The 19,905-nt window shown below is 43.2% G+C and carries 15 protein-coding genes and 1 pseudogene; 13 read left to right on the plus strand and 3 right to left on the minus strand.

The genetic code is table 11. From position 1 onward, the window contains the following. The first annotated feature begins 136 nt into the window (after window positions 1-136). Window positions 137-1,075, plus strand: a complete 939-nt coding sequence (locus tag ACZ9AO_RS03415) for a DHH family phosphoesterase (RefSeq protein WP_476108491.1) — start codon at window positions 137-139, stop codon at window positions 1,073-1,075. A gap of 65 nt (window positions 1,076-1,140) precedes the next feature. On the opposite strand, the gene ytrI is transcribed toward ACZ9AO_RS03415, so the two are convergent. Both ytrI and ytrH read right to left on the minus strand, forming a co-directional pair. Beyond that, window positions 1,141-1,644, minus strand: coding sequence for a sporulation membrane protein YtrI (ytrI, locus tag ACZ9AO_RS03420; protein ID WP_251539779.1), 504 nt, complete (start codon window positions 1,642-1,644; stop codon window positions 1,141-1,143). Further along, entirely contained in the window at window positions 1,641-1,976 is a 336-nt protein-coding gene (gene ytrH, locus ACZ9AO_RS03425; protein WP_034309135.1) for a sporulation membrane protein YtrH, read from the minus strand. Before ytrH ends, ytrI begins: the two co-directional genes overlap by 4 nt. Before the next feature lie 183 nt (window positions 1,977-2,159). Here ytrH and dnaE point away from each other — a divergent pair, with 183 nt between their 5' ends. The 10 genes from dnaE to aceA all read left to right on the plus strand — a co-directional run bounded on the left by dnaE (window position 2,160) and on the right by aceA (window position 16,327). Further along, complete coding sequence (gene dnaE / locus ACZ9AO_RS03430) at window positions 2,160-5,519, plus strand: DNA polymerase III subunit alpha (protein WP_476108492.1); 3,360 nt, start codon at window positions 2,160-2,162, stop codon at window positions 5,517-5,519. A gap of 113 nt (window positions 5,520-5,632) precedes the next feature. After that, complete coding sequence (gene ystJ / locus ACZ9AO_RS03435) at window positions 5,633-6,874, plus strand: NADP-dependent malic enzyme (protein ID WP_048681112.1); 1,242 nt, start codon at window positions 5,633-5,635, stop codon at window positions 6,872-6,874. A 5-nt stretch (window positions 6,875-6,879) separates the two neighbouring features. Beyond that, window positions 6,880-7,509, plus strand: a complete 630-nt coding sequence (locus ACZ9AO_RS03440) for a FadR/GntR family transcriptional regulator (protein WP_156319654.1) — start codon at window positions 6,880-6,882, stop codon at window positions 7,507-7,509. A gap of 90 nt (window positions 7,510-7,599) precedes the next feature. Then, a complete protein-coding gene (gene accD, locus ACZ9AO_RS03445) occupies window positions 7,600-8,463 on the plus strand; it encodes an acetyl-CoA carboxylase, carboxyltransferase subunit beta (protein WP_063594386.1) in 864 nt (287 codons plus the stop codon). Next, on the plus strand, window positions 8,460-9,461 hold the full coding sequence (gene accA / locus ACZ9AO_RS03450) for an acetyl-CoA carboxylase carboxyl transferase subunit alpha (RefSeq protein ID WP_034309128.1): 1,002 nt from the start codon (window positions 8,460-8,462) through the stop codon (window positions 9,459-9,461). Before accD ends, accA begins: the two co-directional genes overlap by 4 nt. A 279-nt stretch (window positions 9,462-9,740) precedes the next feature. Beyond that, window positions 9,741-10,700 (plus strand): 6-phosphofructokinase, encoded by a 960-nt coding sequence (gene pfkA / locus ACZ9AO_RS03455; protein ID WP_048681124.1) that lies wholly within the window; start codon window positions 9,741-9,743, stop codon window positions 10,698-10,700. A 126-nt stretch (window positions 10,701-10,826) separates the two neighbouring features. Next, on the plus strand, window positions 10,827-12,587 hold the full coding sequence (gene pyk, locus ACZ9AO_RS03460; protein WP_251539777.1) for a pyruvate kinase: 1,761 nt from the start codon (window positions 10,827-10,829) through the stop codon (window positions 12,585-12,587). Between the two features lie 81 nt (window positions 12,588-12,668). Then, the gene (locus ACZ9AO_RS03465) at window positions 12,669-13,061 is read left to right on the plus strand and encodes an FxsA family protein (RefSeq protein ID WP_034309123.1); all 393 of its coding nucleotides are present in this window, start codon (window positions 12,669-12,671) and stop codon (window positions 13,059-13,061) included. Window positions 13,062-13,412: 351 nt separating this feature from the next. Then, complete coding sequence (aceB, locus tag ACZ9AO_RS03470; protein ID WP_476108493.1) at window positions 13,413-15,005, plus strand: malate synthase A; 1,593 nt, start codon at window positions 13,413-13,415, stop codon at window positions 15,003-15,005. A gap of 38 nt (window positions 15,006-15,043) precedes the next feature. Beyond that, a complete protein-coding gene (aceA, locus tag ACZ9AO_RS03475; RefSeq protein WP_034309118.1) occupies window positions 15,044-16,327 on the plus strand; it encodes an isocitrate lyase in 1,284 nt (427 codons plus the stop codon). Between the two features lie 87 nt (window positions 16,328-16,414). Here the strand turns inward: aceA and ytvI are convergent, their stop codons facing one another. Beyond that, entirely contained in the window at window positions 16,415-17,539 is a 1,125-nt protein-coding gene (ytvI, locus tag ACZ9AO_RS03480) for a sporulation integral membrane protein YtvI (RefSeq protein ID WP_057276705.1), read from the minus strand. A 193-nt stretch (window positions 17,540-17,732) separates the two neighbouring features. On the opposite strand from ytvI, the pseudogene ACZ9AO_RS03485 reads away from it, so the two are divergent. Together ACZ9AO_RS03485 and citZ are read left to right on the plus strand one after the other, a co-directional pair. Then, window positions 17,733-18,193 (plus strand): annotated as a pseudogene (locus tag ACZ9AO_RS03485) (DUF441 domain-containing protein). Window positions 18,194-18,733: 540 nt separating this feature from the next. After that, a complete protein-coding gene (gene citZ / locus ACZ9AO_RS03490; protein ID WP_048681140.1) occupies window positions 18,734-19,849 on the plus strand; it encodes a citrate synthase in 1,116 nt (371 codons plus the stop codon). Window positions 19,850-19,905: the final 56 nt, after the last annotated feature.

Consider the following 19,905-nt stretch of genomic DNA (forward strand, 5'->3'; position numbering starts at 1 on the left):
CTTTTTATTGTAGCGGGAAATGAAAGAGAATGCCACAGTAAACAAGATGAGTCTTCCTATTTCCGCAATTTTTTGATTAAATGAAATATATCATCTTTATAAGGCTCGATAATACATATGTTAAGGGGAGATCAATATGAAAGCTGAAATATTAGCAGATATAAAGCGTTATGATACTATCATTCTCCATCGTCATGTCCGTCCAGATCCGGATGCTTATGGTTCTCAGGGGGGATTGGCGGAAATCCTGAAAGCATCTTTCCCCGAAAAGCGAATTTATACGGTCGGGAAAGAGGAACCGTCATTGAATTATTTAAGAAGGCTCGATGTGATTTCGGATGAAACATATCAAGGTGCTTTGGTCATCGTTTGTGATACCGCAAATACGGACCGGATTTGTGATGCACGTTACACGACGGGGGATAAACTGATTAAGATCGATCATCATCCTAATGAAGATCCATATGGGGATATGCGTTGGGTCGATACATCGGCAAGTTCCACAAGTGAAATGATTTACGAGTTTTACCAGTTCGGTAAAGAACAAGGCTTGAGAATGAGTGATGAAGCGGCACGCCTTCTATATGCAGGCATTGTTGGCGATACAGGTCGTTTTCTATTCCAAAGCACGACTGAAAAGACATTTGCCTATGCCAGTGAATTGATTCACTATTCGTTCTCCCGCCCGCAGTTATATCAGGAGATGTATGACGTTGAGGAAAGCATAGTCCGGTTGAATGGATATGTGCTGCAGCATTTTGAAATCCTTCCATATGGAACGGGGAAAATGATCATCACGAAAGATATACTTGAAAAATTCAATGCTTCCACATCTGAGGCATCGCAGCTCGTTTCCTCGCTAGGTTCGATTAAAAATGTTAAGTCATGGGTCTTTTTCATTGAAGAGGATCAAGAAATCAGGGTCCGTTTCCGTTCTAAAGGACCGATCATCAATACGATTGCCCGTAAATATAACGGCGGAGGCCACCCGTTTGCAGCAGGGGCTTCGATCTATTCTTGGGATGAAGTGGATAATATCCTTGCCGACATGGAAGAGTTGAATAAAGCGGAATGATAAAAACTTAAAGACCAAATCACAAATGATTTGGTCTTTTAAATTCGGTGGACACTCACCCATCCTTAAGAAGTAGTCCTTTTTAGTTTGATTTCTATATTCATTTTCGTATAAAACATGATTTCAACGACTTCAAGTCGATAGCGCTTTTTATTGATGGTCATGATCTTGTTTTCTATCGATTTTTTCAACAGCATCTTTCCGTCATAGACACTGGCGACATCTTTGGCGAGAAGAGAGGATAGGTCGTCCTCAATCACATCCTCCGCTTCTGCAATACTCAGCTGATCCAGACTGTATTTTTCATTCGTGATCGTTACTTCCACTTCCTGAATCGTCAGGATTTCCTCGTTTTTCTCGTTCAATTTTTTATAATCCTGCTCCCAAATTGCGATCTTCCCGTTTAAATCCTTGATCTTTTCTCTTTGTTCGTGAAGGGTCAGGATCTGCTTCTCCTGCTGGACACCATGCATATAAAAGAATATCCCCCAGCTGATCAATCCGCCAAGTGCGGCCCCGGCAAAAAAACGCTGCCAGGTAGGAGTCCGGTGATAGGGAGGAATCCTCATGGTGAAATATGCTCCTGCGTGAACCAGTTGATGATCAGTGCTCCTGTCTGTGCCCCTCCAAGTGCAGATAGTATCAATAGGACCTGCTTGACTATATCCTTCGTTTCCCCGTGGAAAATACCGCGTTCAAAATTATAGACCATATCAAAAGTTCCCCCGATCGCAGCGACAATCGCCCAAATACGAAGGCTGTCCGACAGCCGGAATACAGTCGTCATCGGGGCTTGTCCTGTAAAAAAAGCGGCGAGGCCCCCGATTATCGAGCCGCCAAGCAATACGCCAAGCGATATGAAAAAGCTGTTGAGGAAGGCTGGAACAAAGGCTTCATTCATATATCATCATCCTTTTTTGCTTGATATTCTTCTATACCATTTATATGGGATGTTCAGAGGTATTATGATAGTCGCCGGAAATCAGGAAGTTAAATTGCATTGGTAATGAGAACATATTTTCTTTTTTTGAAATAAACACTATAATGAAAAGAAACATGCCTTACAAAGGTGGGAGAAAAAAACGTGTATACTCATCTCCATATTCAGAGCGGATACAGCCTGCTGACAAGTACGGTGAAGATCACTGAACTTGTGGCCAAAGCGAAAGCGGATGGCTGTACAAGTCTTGCCTTAACCGATCGAAATGTTATGTACGGTTCGGTCTATTTTTATAAAGAATGCAAGAAGCAGGGCATTAAGCCGATCATCGGCATACTTGCGGATGTCCTTGATGAACGGGAATCTCCACATGGACTTCTTTTATTGGCAAAGAGTCTGCAAGGATATCAAAACCTGCTTAAAATAAGCAGTGCCATAAAAACGAAATCCCCGTCAGGCATTCCAATGAATTGGCTTAAAGCCTATTCCGGGGGCTTGATTGCAATCACACCAGGTGCAGAGGGGCAAGTAGAAACGCTATTGAGAGAAGAAAACCCTGAAGAAGCCAAACAGGCAGCAGGGCGATTTCTGCAAATTTTTGGTCATGATAACTTTTATTTATCCATACAGAGACTGTCGATTGCGGATGAGGAAAAAGGTAACGAAGCCATAAGTCAGTTGGCGAGAGATTTAGAGATAAAGATTGTCGCGACGAATCCAGTCTATTATTTGAACGAAAGCGATGCACTCGCTCATGAAGTCTTATTGGCAATCGGAAATGGCGACAAGCTTGCGGATGAGACGCATACGGTTCTTGAATCCGATCAATTTTATTTGAAAAGCCGGGCTCAGATGGCAGAACTATTCCATGACAGACCGGATGCACTCGAAAATACACTGCATATTGCCGCGCAATGCAATCTGGACATTCCATTTCATCGTTCACTTCTTCCTAAGTACCCTACTGAGGATGGAGCCACAGCCGAGGAAATGCTCGAAGCCATCTGCTTCCAAGGGCTGAAGAAAAGAGTGCCGGAACCATCCATTCAATATGAAGAGCGCCTGCGATATGAATTGGATATAATCACCAAGATGAAATTCAGCGATTACTTTTTAATCGTTTGGGACTTCATGAAATTCGCTAAGGACCATCAAATCCTGACTGGTCCAGGAAGGGGGTCGGCCGCAGGGTCGATGGTCGCTTATGTGCTGTCGATCACGGATGTCGATCCAATCGAACATTCCTTGCTATTCGAGCGTTTCCTGAATCCGGAACGTGTCTCGATGCCGGATATCGACATTGACTTTCCGGATAACCGCCGTGAAGAAGTGATTGCCTATGTCGCGAAGAAGTACGGGGAACTTCATGTAGCACAGATCATTACATTCGGAACATTGGCTGCCAAGGCTGCGTTAAGGGACACAGGACGTGTTTTCGGCCTGAATTCAAAGGAACAGGAAGCGGTATCGAAAATGATTCCAGGCCGTCTGGGCATCACGCTTCCCGAGGCTTTCAAGGAATCGAAAAGGCTTAGGGAATTCGTTAATGAGAGTGACCTGAATCAAAAATTATTTCAAACCGCGTTATTGCTTGAAGGGCTCCCTCGCCATGCTTCGACACATGCCGCCGGCGTCGTCATCAGTGACCAGGCACTGACCGAACATATCCCGATTCAGGGAGGGCATGAGGGCATCCACCTGACTCAATATCCAATGGACCTTCTCGAAGAACTGGGACTTCTTAAAATGGATTTTCTTGGACTCCGCAATTTAACGCTCATCGATAATATTATAAATAACATCAAAAAGGGAACGGGGAAAAAGCTCGACTTGTCCCATATTCCGATGGATGACCCTGAGACGCTGGCCCTTTTAGGCAGAGGCGAAACAACCGGAGTGTTCCAATTTGAATCGGATGGCATCCGAAAGGTTTTGATCAAGCTGAAACCGAACCGATTCGAGGATATCGTCGCGGTCAATGCCCTATATCGTCCAGGTCCGATGGAAAATATACCGCTGTTCATCGAGCGAAAACATGGACTTGCTCCGATTGATTACCTGCACGAGGATTTGAAGGATATCCTCGAGCCTACATACGGGGTCATCGTTTATCAAGAACAAATCATGCAAATCGCCTCCCGCTTAGCAGGGTTTTCATTAGGGGAGGCTGACCTGCTCCGACGTGCCGTTTCGAAGAAGAAGAAGGATGTTCTGGATCAAGAGCGGCAGCATTTCGTGAGCGGCGCATTGAAACAAGGATACTCCGAAAAAACGGCAGATGAGATTTATTCCTTGATTGTCCGCTTCGCTAACTATGGATTCAACCGAAGTCATGCGGTGGCGTATAGTTTCATCGCTTATCAGCTGGGTTACTTGAAAACCCACCATCCGGAATATTTCATGGCAGCACTTTTGACATCGGTCGTCGGGAATGATGAAAAGATTTCGCAATATATCCGAGAAGCAAAGAAGAAAGGGATAGCGGTTCTGCCTCCCTCGATTAACCGGAGCGGTTACCCGTTTTTACCGGAAAAGGAAGGGATCCGTTATAGCCTTGGAGCCATAAAAGGGATAGGCGGGACGGTCCTAAAAGATATCTTTGCTGCGAGGCGTCAGAAGAAGTTCGCTGATTTATTCGATTTCTGTTTGCGCGTTTCGGGGAAAATTGTAAATAGAAAAGTGTTGGAGGCGCTTGTCCATTCAGGTGCATTTGATGAATTCGGTGAAGACCGGGCAACATTGTTGGCGAGCTTGGACGTAGCGATCAATCATACGGAATTGGTTAATCCGGATGATGACCTATTCGATATGTTTTCGGATGGCGAGTTTTCACTCAAACCGAAATACCACCGGGTCGATCCTATCCCAATCGAGGACAAACTCTCGTTGGAAAAAAGCGCATTGGGGCTTTATCTATCGAATCATCCTGTGACAAGCTACAGAGAACTTTTTCAGCACTTCGGCTGTTTGACTATAGATGAAGCTATTAATAAAAAGGAATCAAAAGTCTTACTTGGCGCTTACATTACGTCGGTTAAAACCATAAGGACAAAAAAGGGCGATGTGATGGCTTTCTTGAGCGTCAGTGATGAAGAGGGGGATATTGAAGCGGTTGTTTTTCCGAATATTTACAAAAACCACTCTGCCGACTTGAATCATGGACAACTCGTTATGCTGCAAGGGACATTGGAAGAGCGGGATGGAAAAACACAGCTGCTCATCCGGAACGTATACCCGCTTGAAAAAGTGAAGCAGATGAAAGAGGAAAAAAACGGAACGATATTCCTGAAAATTGAGGCTGGCAAGCAAACGAAGGATACGCTGCAAAAAATAAAAAAAATTTTAATGCAGCATAGCGGTGAAACCAAGGTCATGCTTTTTTACGAGAGGGAAAACCGCTATGTACAGCTATCTTATTGGGATTGGGTCAATCCTACAGATAGATTGATGCAGGCATTATTTGACTTGGTGGGAAAAGGGAATGTGGTTTACAAGAAAGAATAACTGTTTTACAACTTTAATAGTTATGTTATATTGAAAACAGGCCGCTGTGGTCTGACCACTAGATTTCAGCATATAAGATAATGGGTTACCCAATTTGTTTTAGGAGTGAAACTATGACATTAAGAGAAGAAGCATTACATATGCACCGCTTGAATCAAGGAAAATTAGAAACAGTTTCGAAAGTGCCGGTTAGGAACGCAGTAGATTTGAGCCTGGCTTATTCTCCTGGTGTCGCAGAACCGTGTAAAGATATTTACGATAAGCCGGAAACCGTTTATGACTATACAATGAAGGGGAATACGGTTGCCGTCATTTCTGATGGAACGGCTGTTTTGGGACTTGGAAACATCGGTCCGGAAGCTGCTATGCCGGTCATGGAAGGAAAAGCCGTTTTATTTAAAAGTTTCGCCGGAGTGGACGCTTTCCCGATTTGTTTAAAAACGACGGATGTGGACAAAATTGTAGAGACCGTTAAATTACTCGAACCGACTTTCGGTGGAGTGAACTTAGAAGACATAGCCGCACCAAATTGTTTTGAAATTGAAGAACGACTCAAGAAAGAAATGAATATTCCTGTTTTCCATGATGATCAGCACGGTACAGCCATTGTTACTGTTGCCGGTCTTGTGAACGCGTTACGACTGGTGAATAAATCAATGTCAGAAATTAAAGTGGTAGCGAATGGCGCAGGTGCTGCGGGCATTGCCATCATTAAATTGCTTTATAGCTATGGAGTTCGCGACATCATCATGTGTGATACGAAGGGTGCCATTTATGAGGGCCGTTCGACAGGTATGAATGATACAAAAGAACAAGTGGCGAAAGTGACCAATCGAAATAAGGTTTCAGGACCTTTGGAATCTGTCATTGAAAACGCTGATGTATTTATAGGTGTTTCTGCCGCAGGTGCATTGACAAAAGAAATGGTTTCTTCGATGAATCGGGATGCGATCATTTTCGCTATGGCTAATCCAGATCCGGAAATCATGCCGGAAGATGCAAAAGCAGCGGGTGCCAAGGTTGTTGGAACTGGCCGTTCGGATTTCCCGAATCAGGTCAATAACGTCCTTGCTTTCCCAGGGATTTTCCGTGGTGCCTTGGATGTACGTGCGACTCATATCAATGAAAAAATGAAGGTCGCTGCAGTAAAAGCCATTGCTGGATTAATACAGGAGCATGAGTTGAACGAAGACTACGTGATCCCTGCTCCATTTGATGAGAGGGTGGCACCTGCCGTTGCGGCTGCTGTTGCCAAGGCAGCGATGGAAACTGGAGTAGCTAGAATCAATGTAGATCCAGAGGTAATTAAAGAAAAAACAAAGAAATTAGCGATCATTGGAAAAAGTGAGGAATAATTAATTTGGCAGGTCGTACTTCTTCATCCAAAATTTATCTCGATGTCGTTGAGAGCCTACGTAGCATGATTGAAGCGGACAGCCTCCTGCCGGGAGATAAAATCCCATCAGAACGGGAGTTATCGGATCGTTTTAATGTTGGGCGTTCCTCTGTCCGTGAAGCATTGCGTGCCTTAGAGCTATTAGGTTTAATAGAAACAAGGCGTGGTGAAGGGACGTTTATTAGGGATTTCCAGGAGCATAAGCTAGTCGAGCTTCTGGGAACCTTTTTTTTGCAAGATAAAAAAGTACAAGAAGATTTGGCTGAGACGAAAAGGCTGATTGAAATTGACTGTTTGCGGATCGTCGCTTTTTTCGCTACGGCTGAGGATATCAAAAGATTAATGGCCTGGGTCAAAGCGGATATGTTTCATGATGATGATTTCTTTTTAAGAATTGCCATTATGAATCGCAATCGTTTGCTGGAAAGAATTTGGCGCATTGTCAACAGCTATGCTAGAACATCAGAGATGGTACAGGGTAATGTGAAAAAAGAAGATTATCTGGCACTTCTTACATATTTGCTCGAACGTGATGAAGAAAAAGCCATCGAAACGTATCTTATTAGAATTAGAAATATGTCGAAGGGCGAATGACACCTTTTTACACGATACTAATTTTATTTCTGATATAGTTTTTACCAAGTATCATAAAATAGATAATTGGTGGTAAAGGGAGGATTAAGCTTGCTTAAAGAGCTATTTGCGAAGTCTAAGAAGAAATATGCAACGGTTCCTTTAGATCGGGAGAAACAAGATGTACCAGAAGGAATCATGACAAAGTGCACCGGCTGTAAAAAAATCATGTATACAAAAGAATTGGTGAAAAACAAGAAAGTCTGTCTGCATTGCGGGTACCATCATCCGATGTCTTCCCATGAGCGCATCGAATTTTTATTCGACGAAGGCACTTTTAATGAATTTGATAAAGAAATGATTTCCGTTAACCCGCTTGATTTTCCGGATTACTTGGAAAAATTGGAAAAAGATAGAAAGAAAGCCAAGATTAATGAGGCGGTTGTCACAGGAGTCGGAAGCATCAATGGGTACCAAGTTTCAACTGCCATCATGGATTCGAATTTCCGGATGGGAAGCATGGGATCCGTTGTTGGCGAAAAAATTACCCGTGCCATTGAACGTGCTGGTGAATTGAAGATTCCGTTCATCATATTTACGGCATCAGGCGGCGCCCGGATGCAGGAGGGTGTTTTGAGCTTGATGCAGATGGCAAAGACAAGTGCAGCACTCAAGATATTCAGCAATGAAGGCGGACTGATCATATCAATGATGACCCATCCTACCACAGGTGGGGTTTCGGCAAGTTTCGCGTCACTTGGCGATATTAATCTAGCCGAACCTGGAGCCCTTATTGGATTTGCGGGACGAAGAATCATTGAGCAGACGATTCGTGAAGAGCTTCCTGAAGATTTCCAAACGGCTGAATTCTTGTTGAAGCACGGTCAATTGGATGCGGTCGTCAAACGTACGGAAATGAAGGAAACCTTGACGACGATCCTTAAAATCCATGCCCCGGGCGGTGAGTGGTTATGATTTACGAATTAGAGTTCGAGCGTCCCATTACGGACCTGAGAAATAAAATTAAAGAGCTAAAGGCAATTTCGAAGGATGCTGATGTAGACCTTACAGCAGAAATCGAAACATTGGAAAAGCGTTTAGAGAAGCTGGAAGTGGATATCTACAACCATCTTAAACCGTGGGATCGTGTTCAGATTGCCCGGCATCCAGCCCGTCCGACGACGCTTGATTACATTCCGCTGTTATTCAATGACTTCATCGAGTTTCATGGTGATCGTTATTATGGGGATGATGAAGCGATTGTCTCTGGAATCGCAGAATTTAATGGACTTGCCGTGACTGTCATCGGTCATCAACGCGGGAAGGATACGAAGGAAAACATCCGTCGTAACTTCGGCATGCCCCATCCTGAAGGCTATCGAAAAGCTTTGCGTCTGATGAAACAGGCTGAAAAATTCAACAGGCCGATTATTTGTTTCATTGATACGAAGGGAGCTTTTCCTGGTAAAGCTGCTGAAGAGCGCGGGCAAAGTGAAGCCATTGCGAAAAACCTTTTCGAAATGGCAGGGCTGAAGGTGCCGGTCATCAGTATTGTCATTGGTGAAGGCGGAAGCGGCGGTGCATTGGCGCTTGGCGTCGGAGACCGAATTTTCATGCTTGAGAACTCAACATATTCCGTGATTTCCCCTGAAGGGGCTGCAGCCTTGCTGTGGAAGGATGCCTCTCAGGCTAAGAGGGCTGCGGAAACGATGAAAATCACGGCTCCCGACTTAAACCGCTTAGGAGTCATCGATGAGATCATTCCTGAAGTGAGGGGCGGCGCCCATCGGGATTCGAATTTACAGGCAGAAGCCATCAAGGAAATCCTGAAACGTTCATTCAATGAACTGTTGCCATTGAATAGTGATGATCTTATCAACCAGCGTTATATGAAATTCAAGAAAATCGGTGAATATGAATTTGCAAAACAACAACCTGAGGGCGAACCTAAGGAAGTGGAACAGCATTCATAAACACATTTTGGAAAAGGAAAAACGTGCTGCCTGGGGCAACACGTTTTTTCATCCTTTCATTCGCGCATATGTATTCATTACCGAAACGAGTAAAGAATATGGTTTGTGGGTAGAATGTAAAGTTTCACACCATTTTACTTCAATTTCTGAAGAGAATCGGTTAGGCTTATAACATCAAGTATGCATAAGTGAAACAGTTACTGCTTATTGAAGCTTGAAAAAGGGTACAATGATATAGCGAAGCTTAAAATTGATTAGTGCTGTAGAGAGGTGACATTTATGAAAAGAATAGGTGTATTGACAAGTGGAGGAGATTCTCCAGGAATGAATGCGGCAGTCCGAGCAGTTGTCCGGAAAGCAATTTTTCATGAAATGGAGGTCTTCGGTATTTATCATGGCTATCAGGGTCTGATAAATGGCAATATAAAGAAGCTTGAACTTGGGTCGGTCGGGGATATCATTCATAGAGGCGGCACGATGTTACATACGGCTCGCTGTCCGGAATTTAAGACGGAGGAAGGCCAGCTGAAAGCGATTGAACAATTGAATAAACATGGTATCGAGGGCATTGTCATAATTGGTGGCGATGGTTCTTACCGCGGGGCGAGAGCTTTAACGGAAAGGGGTTTCCCTTGTATCGGGGTTCCTGGAACGATTGATAATGACATACCGGGTACGGACTTTACGATTGGTTTCGATACGGCCCTGAATACAGTCATCGATGCTATCGATAAAATTCGGGATACGGCTACTTCTCATGAAAGGACTTATGTGGTTGAAGTGATGGGAAGAGATGCCGGTGATATTGCGCTTTGGGCTGGATTGGCTGGCGGAGCTGAAACGATTCTTTGTCCTGAATATGAATATGAAATAGATGATTTGATTGGAAAGCTGAACCGCGGACATGACCGAGGGAAAAAGCACAGTATCATCATAGTAGCTGAAGGTGTAGGAAGTGCCGTTGATATCTCCAGGAGTATTGAGGCGAAAGCAGGAATTGAAACCCGTGTAACTGTACTGGGCCATGTTCAGCGCGGAGGATCTCCCTCTGCAAATGACCGGGTATTGGCAAGCCGGCTTGGGGCAAGAGCCGTTGAATTGCTTCTTGAAGGAAAAGGGGGCAGGGCTGTCGGAATCGAACAAAATCAACTTGTTGATTATGATATCATCGAAGCTCTTGCCAAACCGCATACAATTGACAAGAAAATGTATGAATTATCCGCTGAGCTATCCATTTAATCATTTTTATTGACCGATAGGAATCGCTTTTTAGTAATGGGTATTTAAAAGAAGACATAAAACACTGCGCCCCCTGTCTTCAAGAAGTGGACAGGCGGCGAGTTTTCCTTAAAGGAGGATGACACTATGCGTAAAACCAAGATTGTTTGTACGATTGGCCCCGCAAGTGAAAGTATAGAAAAGCTGGTTCAATTAATAGAGGCGGGAATGAATGTAGCACGGCTTAACTTTTCTCATGGAAATCATGAAGAACATGCAGCTAGAATCCGCAATATCAGAGAAGCGAGCGAAAAAACGGGTAAACAGGTTGCCATCCTGTTGGACACAAAAGGACCTGAAATACGGACAAATAATATGGAAAATGATTCTATGGAGCTTGTAGCCGGCAATGAAGTCATTATTTCCATGAATGAAGTCCTGGGAACACCTGAAAAATTCTCCATTACCTATGAAGGGCTTCTGCATGATGTCCACCCAGGATCTAAAATCCTTTTGGATGATGGATTGATCGGGCTTGAAGTGTTGAAGATTGATGAGGTCAGAAAAGAAATCCATACGAAAATCTTGAATAGCGGTACACTTAAGAACAAAAAAGGCGTCAATGTTCCAGGAGTTTCGGTTAACCTGCCTGGCATAACGGAGAAAGACGAACAGGATATCCTTTTTGGGATCGAACAGGGTATCGACTTCATTGCTGCCTCATTTGTACGCAGGGCTTCCGACGTGCTTGAAGTAAGTGAATTATTGCAGCAAAATGGTGCGGATCATATTCAAATCATCCCTAAAATCGAAAATCAAGAGGGCGTGGACCGTCTTGATGAGATCTTGGAAGTTTCAGATGGCTTGATGGTGGCACGTGGAGACTTGGGAGTGGAAATTCCTGCAGAAGAAGTGCCATTAGTCCAAAAACAAATGATCAAAAAATGTAATAATGCCGGGAAACCAGTCATAACGGCTACACAAATGCTCGATTCGATGCAGCGTAATCCAAGGCCGACCCGTGCAGAAGCAAGTGACGTGGCCAATGCCATATTTGATGGAACGGATGCAATCATGCTTTCTGGCGAAACAGCTGCTGGAACCTATCCTGTCGAAGCGGTGCAAACGATGCATAACATTGCTTCACGTGCTGAAACTGCCCTTGATTATCGGGATATATTATCAGTCAGAAGCAAAGTGAACCGTCATAATGTCACGGATGCTATTGGTCAATCCGTTGCCCACACTGCGCTTAATCTTAATGCCGGGGCAATCATCACGCCTACAGAAAGCGGTCATACGGCAAGGATGATCTCCAAATACCGCCCTAAAGCACCGATCATTGCGGTTACATCCAATGATCATGTTTCAAGAAGGCTTGCTTTGGCATGGGGAGTCTATCCGCAGATTGGTCCAAAAGCGACGACTACCGATGAAATGCTTCAAACCGCAATAGATGAAAGCCTGCATTCTGGCTTAGTTTCCCATGGGGATTTAGTCGTCATTACAGCCGGTGTGCCTGTAGGTGAAACAGGTACGACTAACTTGATGAAAATTCATGTGTTAGGAGAGGTTCTTTTGAAGGCTCAAGGAATCGGCAGGAAATCAGCGAAAGGTGAAGTGGTTATCGCTAAGAATGCCAAGGAAGCTTTGGAAAAAGTGAAGGAAGGCTCTGTATTGGTTACAATCGGTTCTGACCGCGAAATGATGCCGGCAATTGAAAAGTGTGCGGCATTGATTACGGAAGAAGGCGGTTTGACAAGCCATGCAGCTGTTGTAGGAGTCACATTGGGCATACCGGTCATAGTTGGGGCGGAGGACGCAACCAAGGTTTTCACGGATGGTCAAAGAATAACGGTCGATGCAGGTCGTGGAGTCATTTATGATGGACATGCAAACGTTCTGTAAAACGAAATTTTGGCTGATTCCTTGCCAATGAGGTAAGATGGATGTACCGCACCAGAAATGGGCTGTGCAGGAGGAATGAAGATGAAATATTTTTTAATGTTTATCATTGCGATGCCGGTCGTTGAAATTATTGTCCTTTTGCTGTCAGGCAATCTGATTGGTTTTTGGCCAACGCTGTTCCTGATTGTAGCCACAGGTTTGATCGGAGCCTATTTGGCTAAACGGCAAGGGATGGAAACGTGGAAAAAGGCACAGGAACAGATTCGTTACGGAATGATGCCAGGAAATGAAATCATTGATGGAATCTGTATCTTTATCGGAGCTGCACTGTTGCTGTCCCCTGGGCTCATCTCGGATATCATGGGATTGATCCTTGTGTTTCCGCCAACCCGGAATCTCCTCAAACCGATTGTTATCCGGTTTATCATGAACAGGATGAATAAAGGGAAAGTTACCATTATTCGGCATAAATAATATAAGGCTGTCTAAAGGCGTAAGCTTTTAGGCAGCCTTTTTGGTCTTTGAAAAAGGTCCGCAACAGCATCCCGGTTTTTTATGGGGTGCTTTTTTGCTTTACAAATGGCTCCCTGTTTCACCATTGAATGATGATTTCCACGAGAATGAAATGTGTATAATAACAGGATTGTTAAATGATTAACCCTTGGAAACATTGGTAAATAAGGCTTTTCCATGCTAAAAAATCTTTTTTTAGATTTTTTTGAAAAAAATGGTGACAAATTTATACAACGTGTTATATAATACAAACAGGAAATAAAACATCTGTATTATAACATAAAAGAGTTGGAAAGGGTGTGGAGAGGCAACATGATTACGGAAGCAAAAGGCTTACAGATTACAGGCAACTTTAAGCCAGGATATGAACAAATACTTACAACGGAAGCTCTTCAATTCATCGAAAGAATGGAACGGCATTTCAGTGGAAGAAGAGCAGAACTTCTAGAACGGCGGAAAAGCGTTCAGGAAGAACTGAATCAAGGCATGCTTCCTGATTTCCTTGAAGAAACGAAGCATATTCGTGCAAGTGATTGGACGATTGCGCCCCTCCCGAATGATTTGCAGGATCGCAGGGTTGAAATCACTGGACCTGTTGATCGTAAAATGATCATAAATGCCATGAACTCAGGTGCCAATGTATTCATGGCGGACTTTGAAGATGCCAATTCACCCACTTGGGAGAATTGCATCGATGGCCAATTGAATCTGCGCGATGCAATCCGCGGAACCATATCATTTAAAAATCCAAATGGCAAAGTGTATGAATTAAATGAAAGAACAGCTGTGCTAAAGGTAAGGCCACGCGGCTGGCATTTGGAGGAAAAACATGTCCTTTTGGATGGACAGCCTATATCAGCCAGCATTTTTGACTTTGGACTATACTTTTACCACAACGCAAAAGCATTGGTCGAAAAACAAAGCGGTCCATACTTTTACTTACCGAAAATGGAAAGCCATCTCGAAGCAAGATTATGGAATGAAATATTCGTATATGCACAGAACGATTTGAGAATCCCGCAAGGAACCATCAAGGCAACGGTCCTGATAGAAACAATTCTTGCTGCATTCGAAATGGACGAAATTCTGTACGAGCTGAAAGAACATTCGGCAGGCCTGAACTGTGGCCGCTGGGATTATATCTTTAGTTTCCTGAAAAAATTCCGTAACTCGGATGATGTCATTTTCCCAGATCGGCAGCAGGTCACGATGACCGTCCCGAACATGAGGGCGTATTCCTTACTGGCAATCAAAACATGTCACAGCCGTAATGCTCCTGCAATTGGCGGGATGGCCGCGCAAATTCCCGTTAAAAATGACCCGGTTAAGAACGATGAGGCTTTTGCGAAAGTAAAGGCAGATAAAGAACGCGAAGCAAGAGACGGTCATGATGGAACATGGGTTGCCCACCCAGGTATGGTAAGCACGGCAAAAGAGGTTTTTGACCTGCTCGTCCCAAAACCGAATCAAATTTTCCGGAAACGGGAAGATGTCCATGTAACAGCACAAGAGTTGCTGGCTGTACCGGAAGGAACGATCACAGAGGCAGGCTTAAGGACGAATATTAATGTAGGCATCCAATATATCGCCTCATGGTTAAGCGGCAGAGGTGCGGCACCTATCAATAACTTAATGGAAGATGCTGCAACCGCTGAAATTTCAAGGGCTCAAGTCTGGCAATGGATCCGTCATCCAAAAGGCATTCTCGAAGATGGCAGGAAAATAACCGAGGAATTATTCCATCAAATCAAAGAAGAAGAATTGGCGGTCATTAAATCGGAAGTAGGGGAAGAAACTTTCAAATCAGGAAAGTTTGAAGAGTCTACTAAACTATTTGAACAATTGATTGAAGCCGATGACTTTGCAGATTTCTTAACTAACGCGGCATATGAAAAATTATCTTAATATTCAAAATATATAATATGAATTAGGAGGAAATAATGATGATGAATGAGAGAGCGCAAAAATTACAACAAAGCTGGGAAAATGACTCACGGTGGACTGGTATTAAACGTCCTTATACGGCCGAGGAAGTCATTAAACTGAGAGGTTCCATCGATATTGAACAAACATTGGCACGCCGCGGTTCAGAAAAACTATGGAATCTATTAAAAACAGAGGATTTCATCAATGCATTAGGAGCATTGACCGGTAACCAAGCCATGCAGCAGGTGAAAGCTGGTTTAAAAGCAATCTACTTAAGCGGCTGGCAAGTGGCGGCAGATGCTAACATCGCAGGGCAAATGTACCCTGACCAAAGTTTATATCCAGCCAACTCCGTGCCGCAAGTTGTTAAACGCATTAATCAGACACTTCAGCGTGCAGACCAAATCAGCTTTGCTGAAGGGAAAAATGATATCGATTGGTTCGCTCCAATCGTGGCGGATGCTGAAGCAGGTTTTGGCGGTTCCCTTAACGTCTTCGAATTAATGAAAGGCATGATCGAAGCTGGAGCGGCTGGCGTTCACTTCGAAGACCAGCTTTCTTCCGAGAAAAAATGCGGTCACCTAGGCGGTAAAGTCCTTCTTCCAACCCAAACGGCAGTACGTAATTTAGTTTCGGCCCGATTGGCAGCCGATGTAATGGGTACACCGACCATCTTGATTGCCCGTACGGATGCTGATGCTGCAGATTTGATCACCGACGATATTGATCCGGTCGATGCACCATTCATCACTGGTGAAAGGACTCCAGAGGGATTCTACCGCACGAATGCAGGTCTTGACCAAGCAATTGCAAGAGGCCTTGCTTATGCGCCATATGCCGACCTTATTTGGTGTGAGACTTCTGAACCTAATCTAGCGGATGCTCGCCGCTTTGCCGAGGCCATCCATGCAGAGTTCCCGGGAAAATTGCTTGCTTACAATTGTTCCCCATCATTTAACTGGAAAGCGAAATTAAGTGATGAAGAGATTGCCAATTATCAAGTGGAATTGGGTAAATTGGGTTATAAATTCCAATTCGTTACACTTGCAGGCTTCCATTCATTGAATCATAGCATGTTCAACCTAGCTCTTGGTTATAAAGAACGCGGCATGGCTGCATACTCTGAACTTCAACAAGCGGAATTCGCTAGTGAGCCGGACGGCTATACAGCAACACGTCATCAGCGTGAAGTGGGAACGGGTTACTTTGATGAAGTGGCACAAGTCGTTTCTGGTGGAACATCATCCACAACAGCACTTGCAGGATCTACTGAAACAGAACAATTCGAGACGTCGAAATAATTCTAGTTTAAAACCAAAAATCCGCCTTGTACCCGAGGCGGATTTTTAAATGGAAAAGAGTGAATGCTAATAGATGTCTGGATTGCCTTAAGTGGTTTTCTTTGTATCCCCGATGATGAAAGTCCATATGGCCTTGAAGACATTGGCACGCTGAAGTGTATTGAATATGACAAGTACGACAGGTCCTGCAATCAGACCTAGGAAACCGATCAATTTGAATCCGATGAACAAGGCGATGAGAGTGGCAAGCGGATCCAAACCAATACTGGATGAAAGTACTTTTGGCTCTATTAGCTGACGCTGGACAACGACGATTATGTACAGGACGGACAAACCGATTGCGAGACTTGTATTCCCGGCGATGAATTCAAAGATGATCCAAGGAATGAAAATCGTACCTGTCCCTAAATAGGGAATAATATCAACCAGTCCGCATATCAGGGCAATGGTAATTGAATAATTCACCCCTAAAATGAGAAATCCGATTAAAATCGTGACAGTCGTCAATGAAACAAGAGTGAATTGTGCCCGGATGAACCCGAATAAAGCCCGTTTTAAATCCCTGAATAATCGCTTTGCACCTGCAAAAATCTTATCAGGCAACACTTTTCCGGTCATGCGGCCGAAGGTATCCCAATCTTTGCTGATGAAAAATGTGCCAAGCAAAGTAAAAAGAAGTGCCGTTGCTGTAGTTGGAAACCATCCGATGATTGTGGGGATGTTCTTCAAGAAGGCTTGAATGAAGCCGCTTACTCCCGTCGTGATGGATTCACCGATATTTTGGATATTCTTGAGGATTGTGTCTTGCTGTTCGGTATCCAAATTATTGAACATGGCAGCTATTTGATTATATAAAGGGATGACGGTGGTAGCGATATATGTTTCTATATAATCCACGATGGTTTCAATGTGTTTCGGGATGACTCCGGCAAGGTAATTGGTCCCTGAAATGATCTCGGTGACCAGTAAGGTGATAAGACCCGCAAATAAAAGGAAAATGAGTAAAAGGGAAACGAATACGGCCAACCCCCGTGGCAGCCGCCCTTTCCTTTCGAAAAAAATGACCAGGGGATTCATCAAGAAAGCGATGATCATGGCAATGATGAAAGGATATGTATATTTAGATAAATAAAACAAGGCAATTCCACCTAAAATTATCCCTCCGACGACCAGTAAAGAACGAATGAAACGATACATATATACCGGATTCAAGTCATATCCTCCTTCAACCATTAAGTTTGTATTATAATTGTAACGATGATGGAAAAGAAAGGAAAGATTCTTTCATCTTTCGTTTTGAATTTTTTCTGCAGATGCATCGTTCCTTACATCATTTTTCTCCCAAGAACAAGGGAGTTTGTTATGTTAAAATAACAAAAAACAGAAGGAAGAAGGTGAAGGGATAATGATAAACGGTCCTGTCGTATTTTTAATTCTGCTTGCTGCAATCGGTTGGTTTGGGAAAAATACCTCACTGATCATGGCTGCGGGTTTTCTTTTAAGCATGAAACTGATTGGCCTTGACGCTAAAGTGTTTCCATACCTGGAAGCGAAAGGAATCAACCTGGGCGTCACGATCATCACGATTTCATACTCATTCCCATAGCAAACGGGGCGATTGGTTTCAAGGAACTAGGAGACGCGATAAAATCCCCTTATGCCTGGATTGCACTTGCATCCGGAATAGCCGTTGCGCTCATAGCAAAAAATGGGATTACACTGCTGTCGCATGATCCGCACATTACCACCGCTCTTGTATTTGGGACGATTCTTGCGGTCGCCTTATTCAAAGGTGTGGCTGTCGGTCCGTTAATCGGGGCAGGAATTGCTTATTTATGCATGCAGATCTTCAATTTTTTTAAATGAAGCGAGAGGCTAAGGGGAGAAAAGCCCGTCAGTACTGGAAATGTAAATTTTCTATTTAATGTTTCGTTTATTCTGCTTTGAGACATTTTTTTTGAAAAAAACGATTTTAAACGCATGAATAAAGCAAGAGAATATGTAGCTAATTTTTCTAATAAAATAATAATTTTTTCACATTTTAAGTGCTTTTCATTCCCAAAAAAGTGTTTATTGTTTATAATAATCATGTAACTGCTCTGATTTATTAAAATTGGGATTCAGAATATCATTGATATTTTTGAGGAATCTTAAAAAAAAGATGTAGTTATTGAGCAAGCGCTCACTAGGAATAGCTACAAGCATTATTTTTAGAATTTCTTATTAAAGATTATCGTACATTTTACTATTGTTGGGGTCATATTCTGTGAACGCTTCCAATACAAGATGTATGTCTTCTGCTAAAAAATAGATGGTTGTTTACAATAGCTAATTTCTTGGAAGCGCTACATTTATACGCTAATAGCAAGGGCATAGGGGAATATCTAGGAAAAGGAGAGATTTAGTATGACAGCAACAAAAGGTCTTGAAGGTGTGGTAGCAACAACTTCATCAGTAAGCTCCATTATCGATGACACATTAACGTATGTAGGTTATGACATCGATGATTTGGCTTCGAACGCAACATTCGAGGAAGTAATCTATCTTTTATGGCACGGAGCTCTTCCGAACAAAAGCCAACTAGAAGAATTAACTAAACAACTTGCTGAAAATGCTGAAATTCCAGCTGAAGTGGTTAATCACTTCAAAACATACCCAATTGATAAAGTACATCCAATGGGAGCTCTTCGCACTGCAGTATCTCTTCTTGGTCTTTATGATGAAGAAGCAGATGTAATGAGTGAAGAAGCTAACTATCGTAAAGCAATCCGCATCCAAGCAAAAATCCCTACATTGGTAACAACTTTCGCTCGCGTCCGTCAAGGGAAAGAAGCTGTTGCTCCACGTACAGATTTAAGCTTTGCTGCTAACTTCTTATATATGTTAAGCGGTAATGAACCAACGGCAATCGAAGAAGAAGCATTCAACAAAGCATTGGTTCTTCATGCTGACCATGAATTAAACGCTTCTACATTCACTGCACGCGTTTGTGTGGCTACATTAGCTGATATCTATTCTGGTGTAACTGCTGCCATCGGCGCTTTAAAAGGCCCACTTCACGGCGGAGCTAACGAACAAGTCATGAAAATGCTTACAGAAATTGGTTCAGTTGATAACGTTGAGCCATATATCAACGAAAAATTAGCCAATAAAGAAAAAATCATGGGCTTTGGCCACCGTGTATACCGTAAAGGTGATCCTCGTGCTAAACACCTTAAAGAAATGTCACAAAAACTGACTGAACTTACTGGACAACCGCAATATTATGATATGTCCATCAAAATTCATGAAATCGTAACCGGTCAAAAGAATCTTCCGCCGAACGTGGATTTCTATTCTGCTTCCGTATACCACAGTTTAGGCATCGAGCATGACCTATTTACACCAATCTTTGCTGTAAGCCGTGCTTCAGGCTGGATCGCTCATATCCTTGAGCAATATTCAAACAACCGCCTTATCCGTCCGCGTGCAGAGTATGTTGGACCAGGTATGCAAAAATATGTACCGATTGAAAACCGCTAATTAAAAGTTTTTTCGAAAAATCATTTTTTATTTCATCGAATTTGTAGTAAATTAAT

It is taken from the genome of Peribacillus sp. TE19612 (assembly GCF_056279465.1).

Bases quoted from the DNA above. Each gene is read 5' to 3' on its own strand.
- ACZ9AO_RS03415 (WP_476108491.1), top strand. From the start codon at position 137: ATGAAAGCTGAAATATTAGCAGATATAAAGCGTTATGATACTATCATT.
- ytrH (WP_034309135.1), bottom strand. From the start codon at position 1,976: ATGAATGAAGCCTTTGTTCCAGCCTTCCTCAACAGCTTTTTCATATCG.
- pyk (WP_251539777.1), top strand. From the start codon at position 10,827: ATGCGTAAAACCAAGATTGTTTGTACGATTGGCCCCGCAAGTGAAAGT.
- ystJ (WP_048681112.1), top strand. From the start codon at position 5,633: ATGACATTAAGAGAAGAAGCATTACATATGCACCGCTTGAATCAAGGA.
- ACZ9AO_RS03465 (WP_034309123.1), top strand. From the start codon at position 12,669: ATGAAATATTTTTTAATGTTTATCATTGCGATGCCGGTCGTTGAAATT.
- pfkA (WP_048681124.1), top strand. From the start codon at position 9,741: ATGAAAAGAATAGGTGTATTGACAAGTGGAGGAGATTCTCCAGGAATG.
- aceB (WP_476108493.1), top strand. From the start codon at position 13,413: ATGATTACGGAAGCAAAAGGCTTACAGATTACAGGCAACTTTAAGCCA.
- aceA (WP_034309118.1), top strand. From the start codon at position 15,044: ATGATGAATGAGAGAGCGCAAAAATTACAACAAAGCTGGGAAAATGAC.
- citZ (WP_048681140.1), top strand. From the start codon at position 18,734: ATGACAGCAACAAAAGGTCTTGAAGGTGTGGTAGCAACAACTTCATCA.
- ytrI (WP_251539779.1), bottom strand. From the start codon at position 1,644: ATGAGGATTCCTCCCTATCACCGGACTCCTACCTGGCAGCGTTTTTTT.
- accA (WP_034309128.1), top strand. From the start codon at position 8,460: ATGATTTACGAATTAGAGTTCGAGCGTCCCATTACGGACCTGAGAAAT.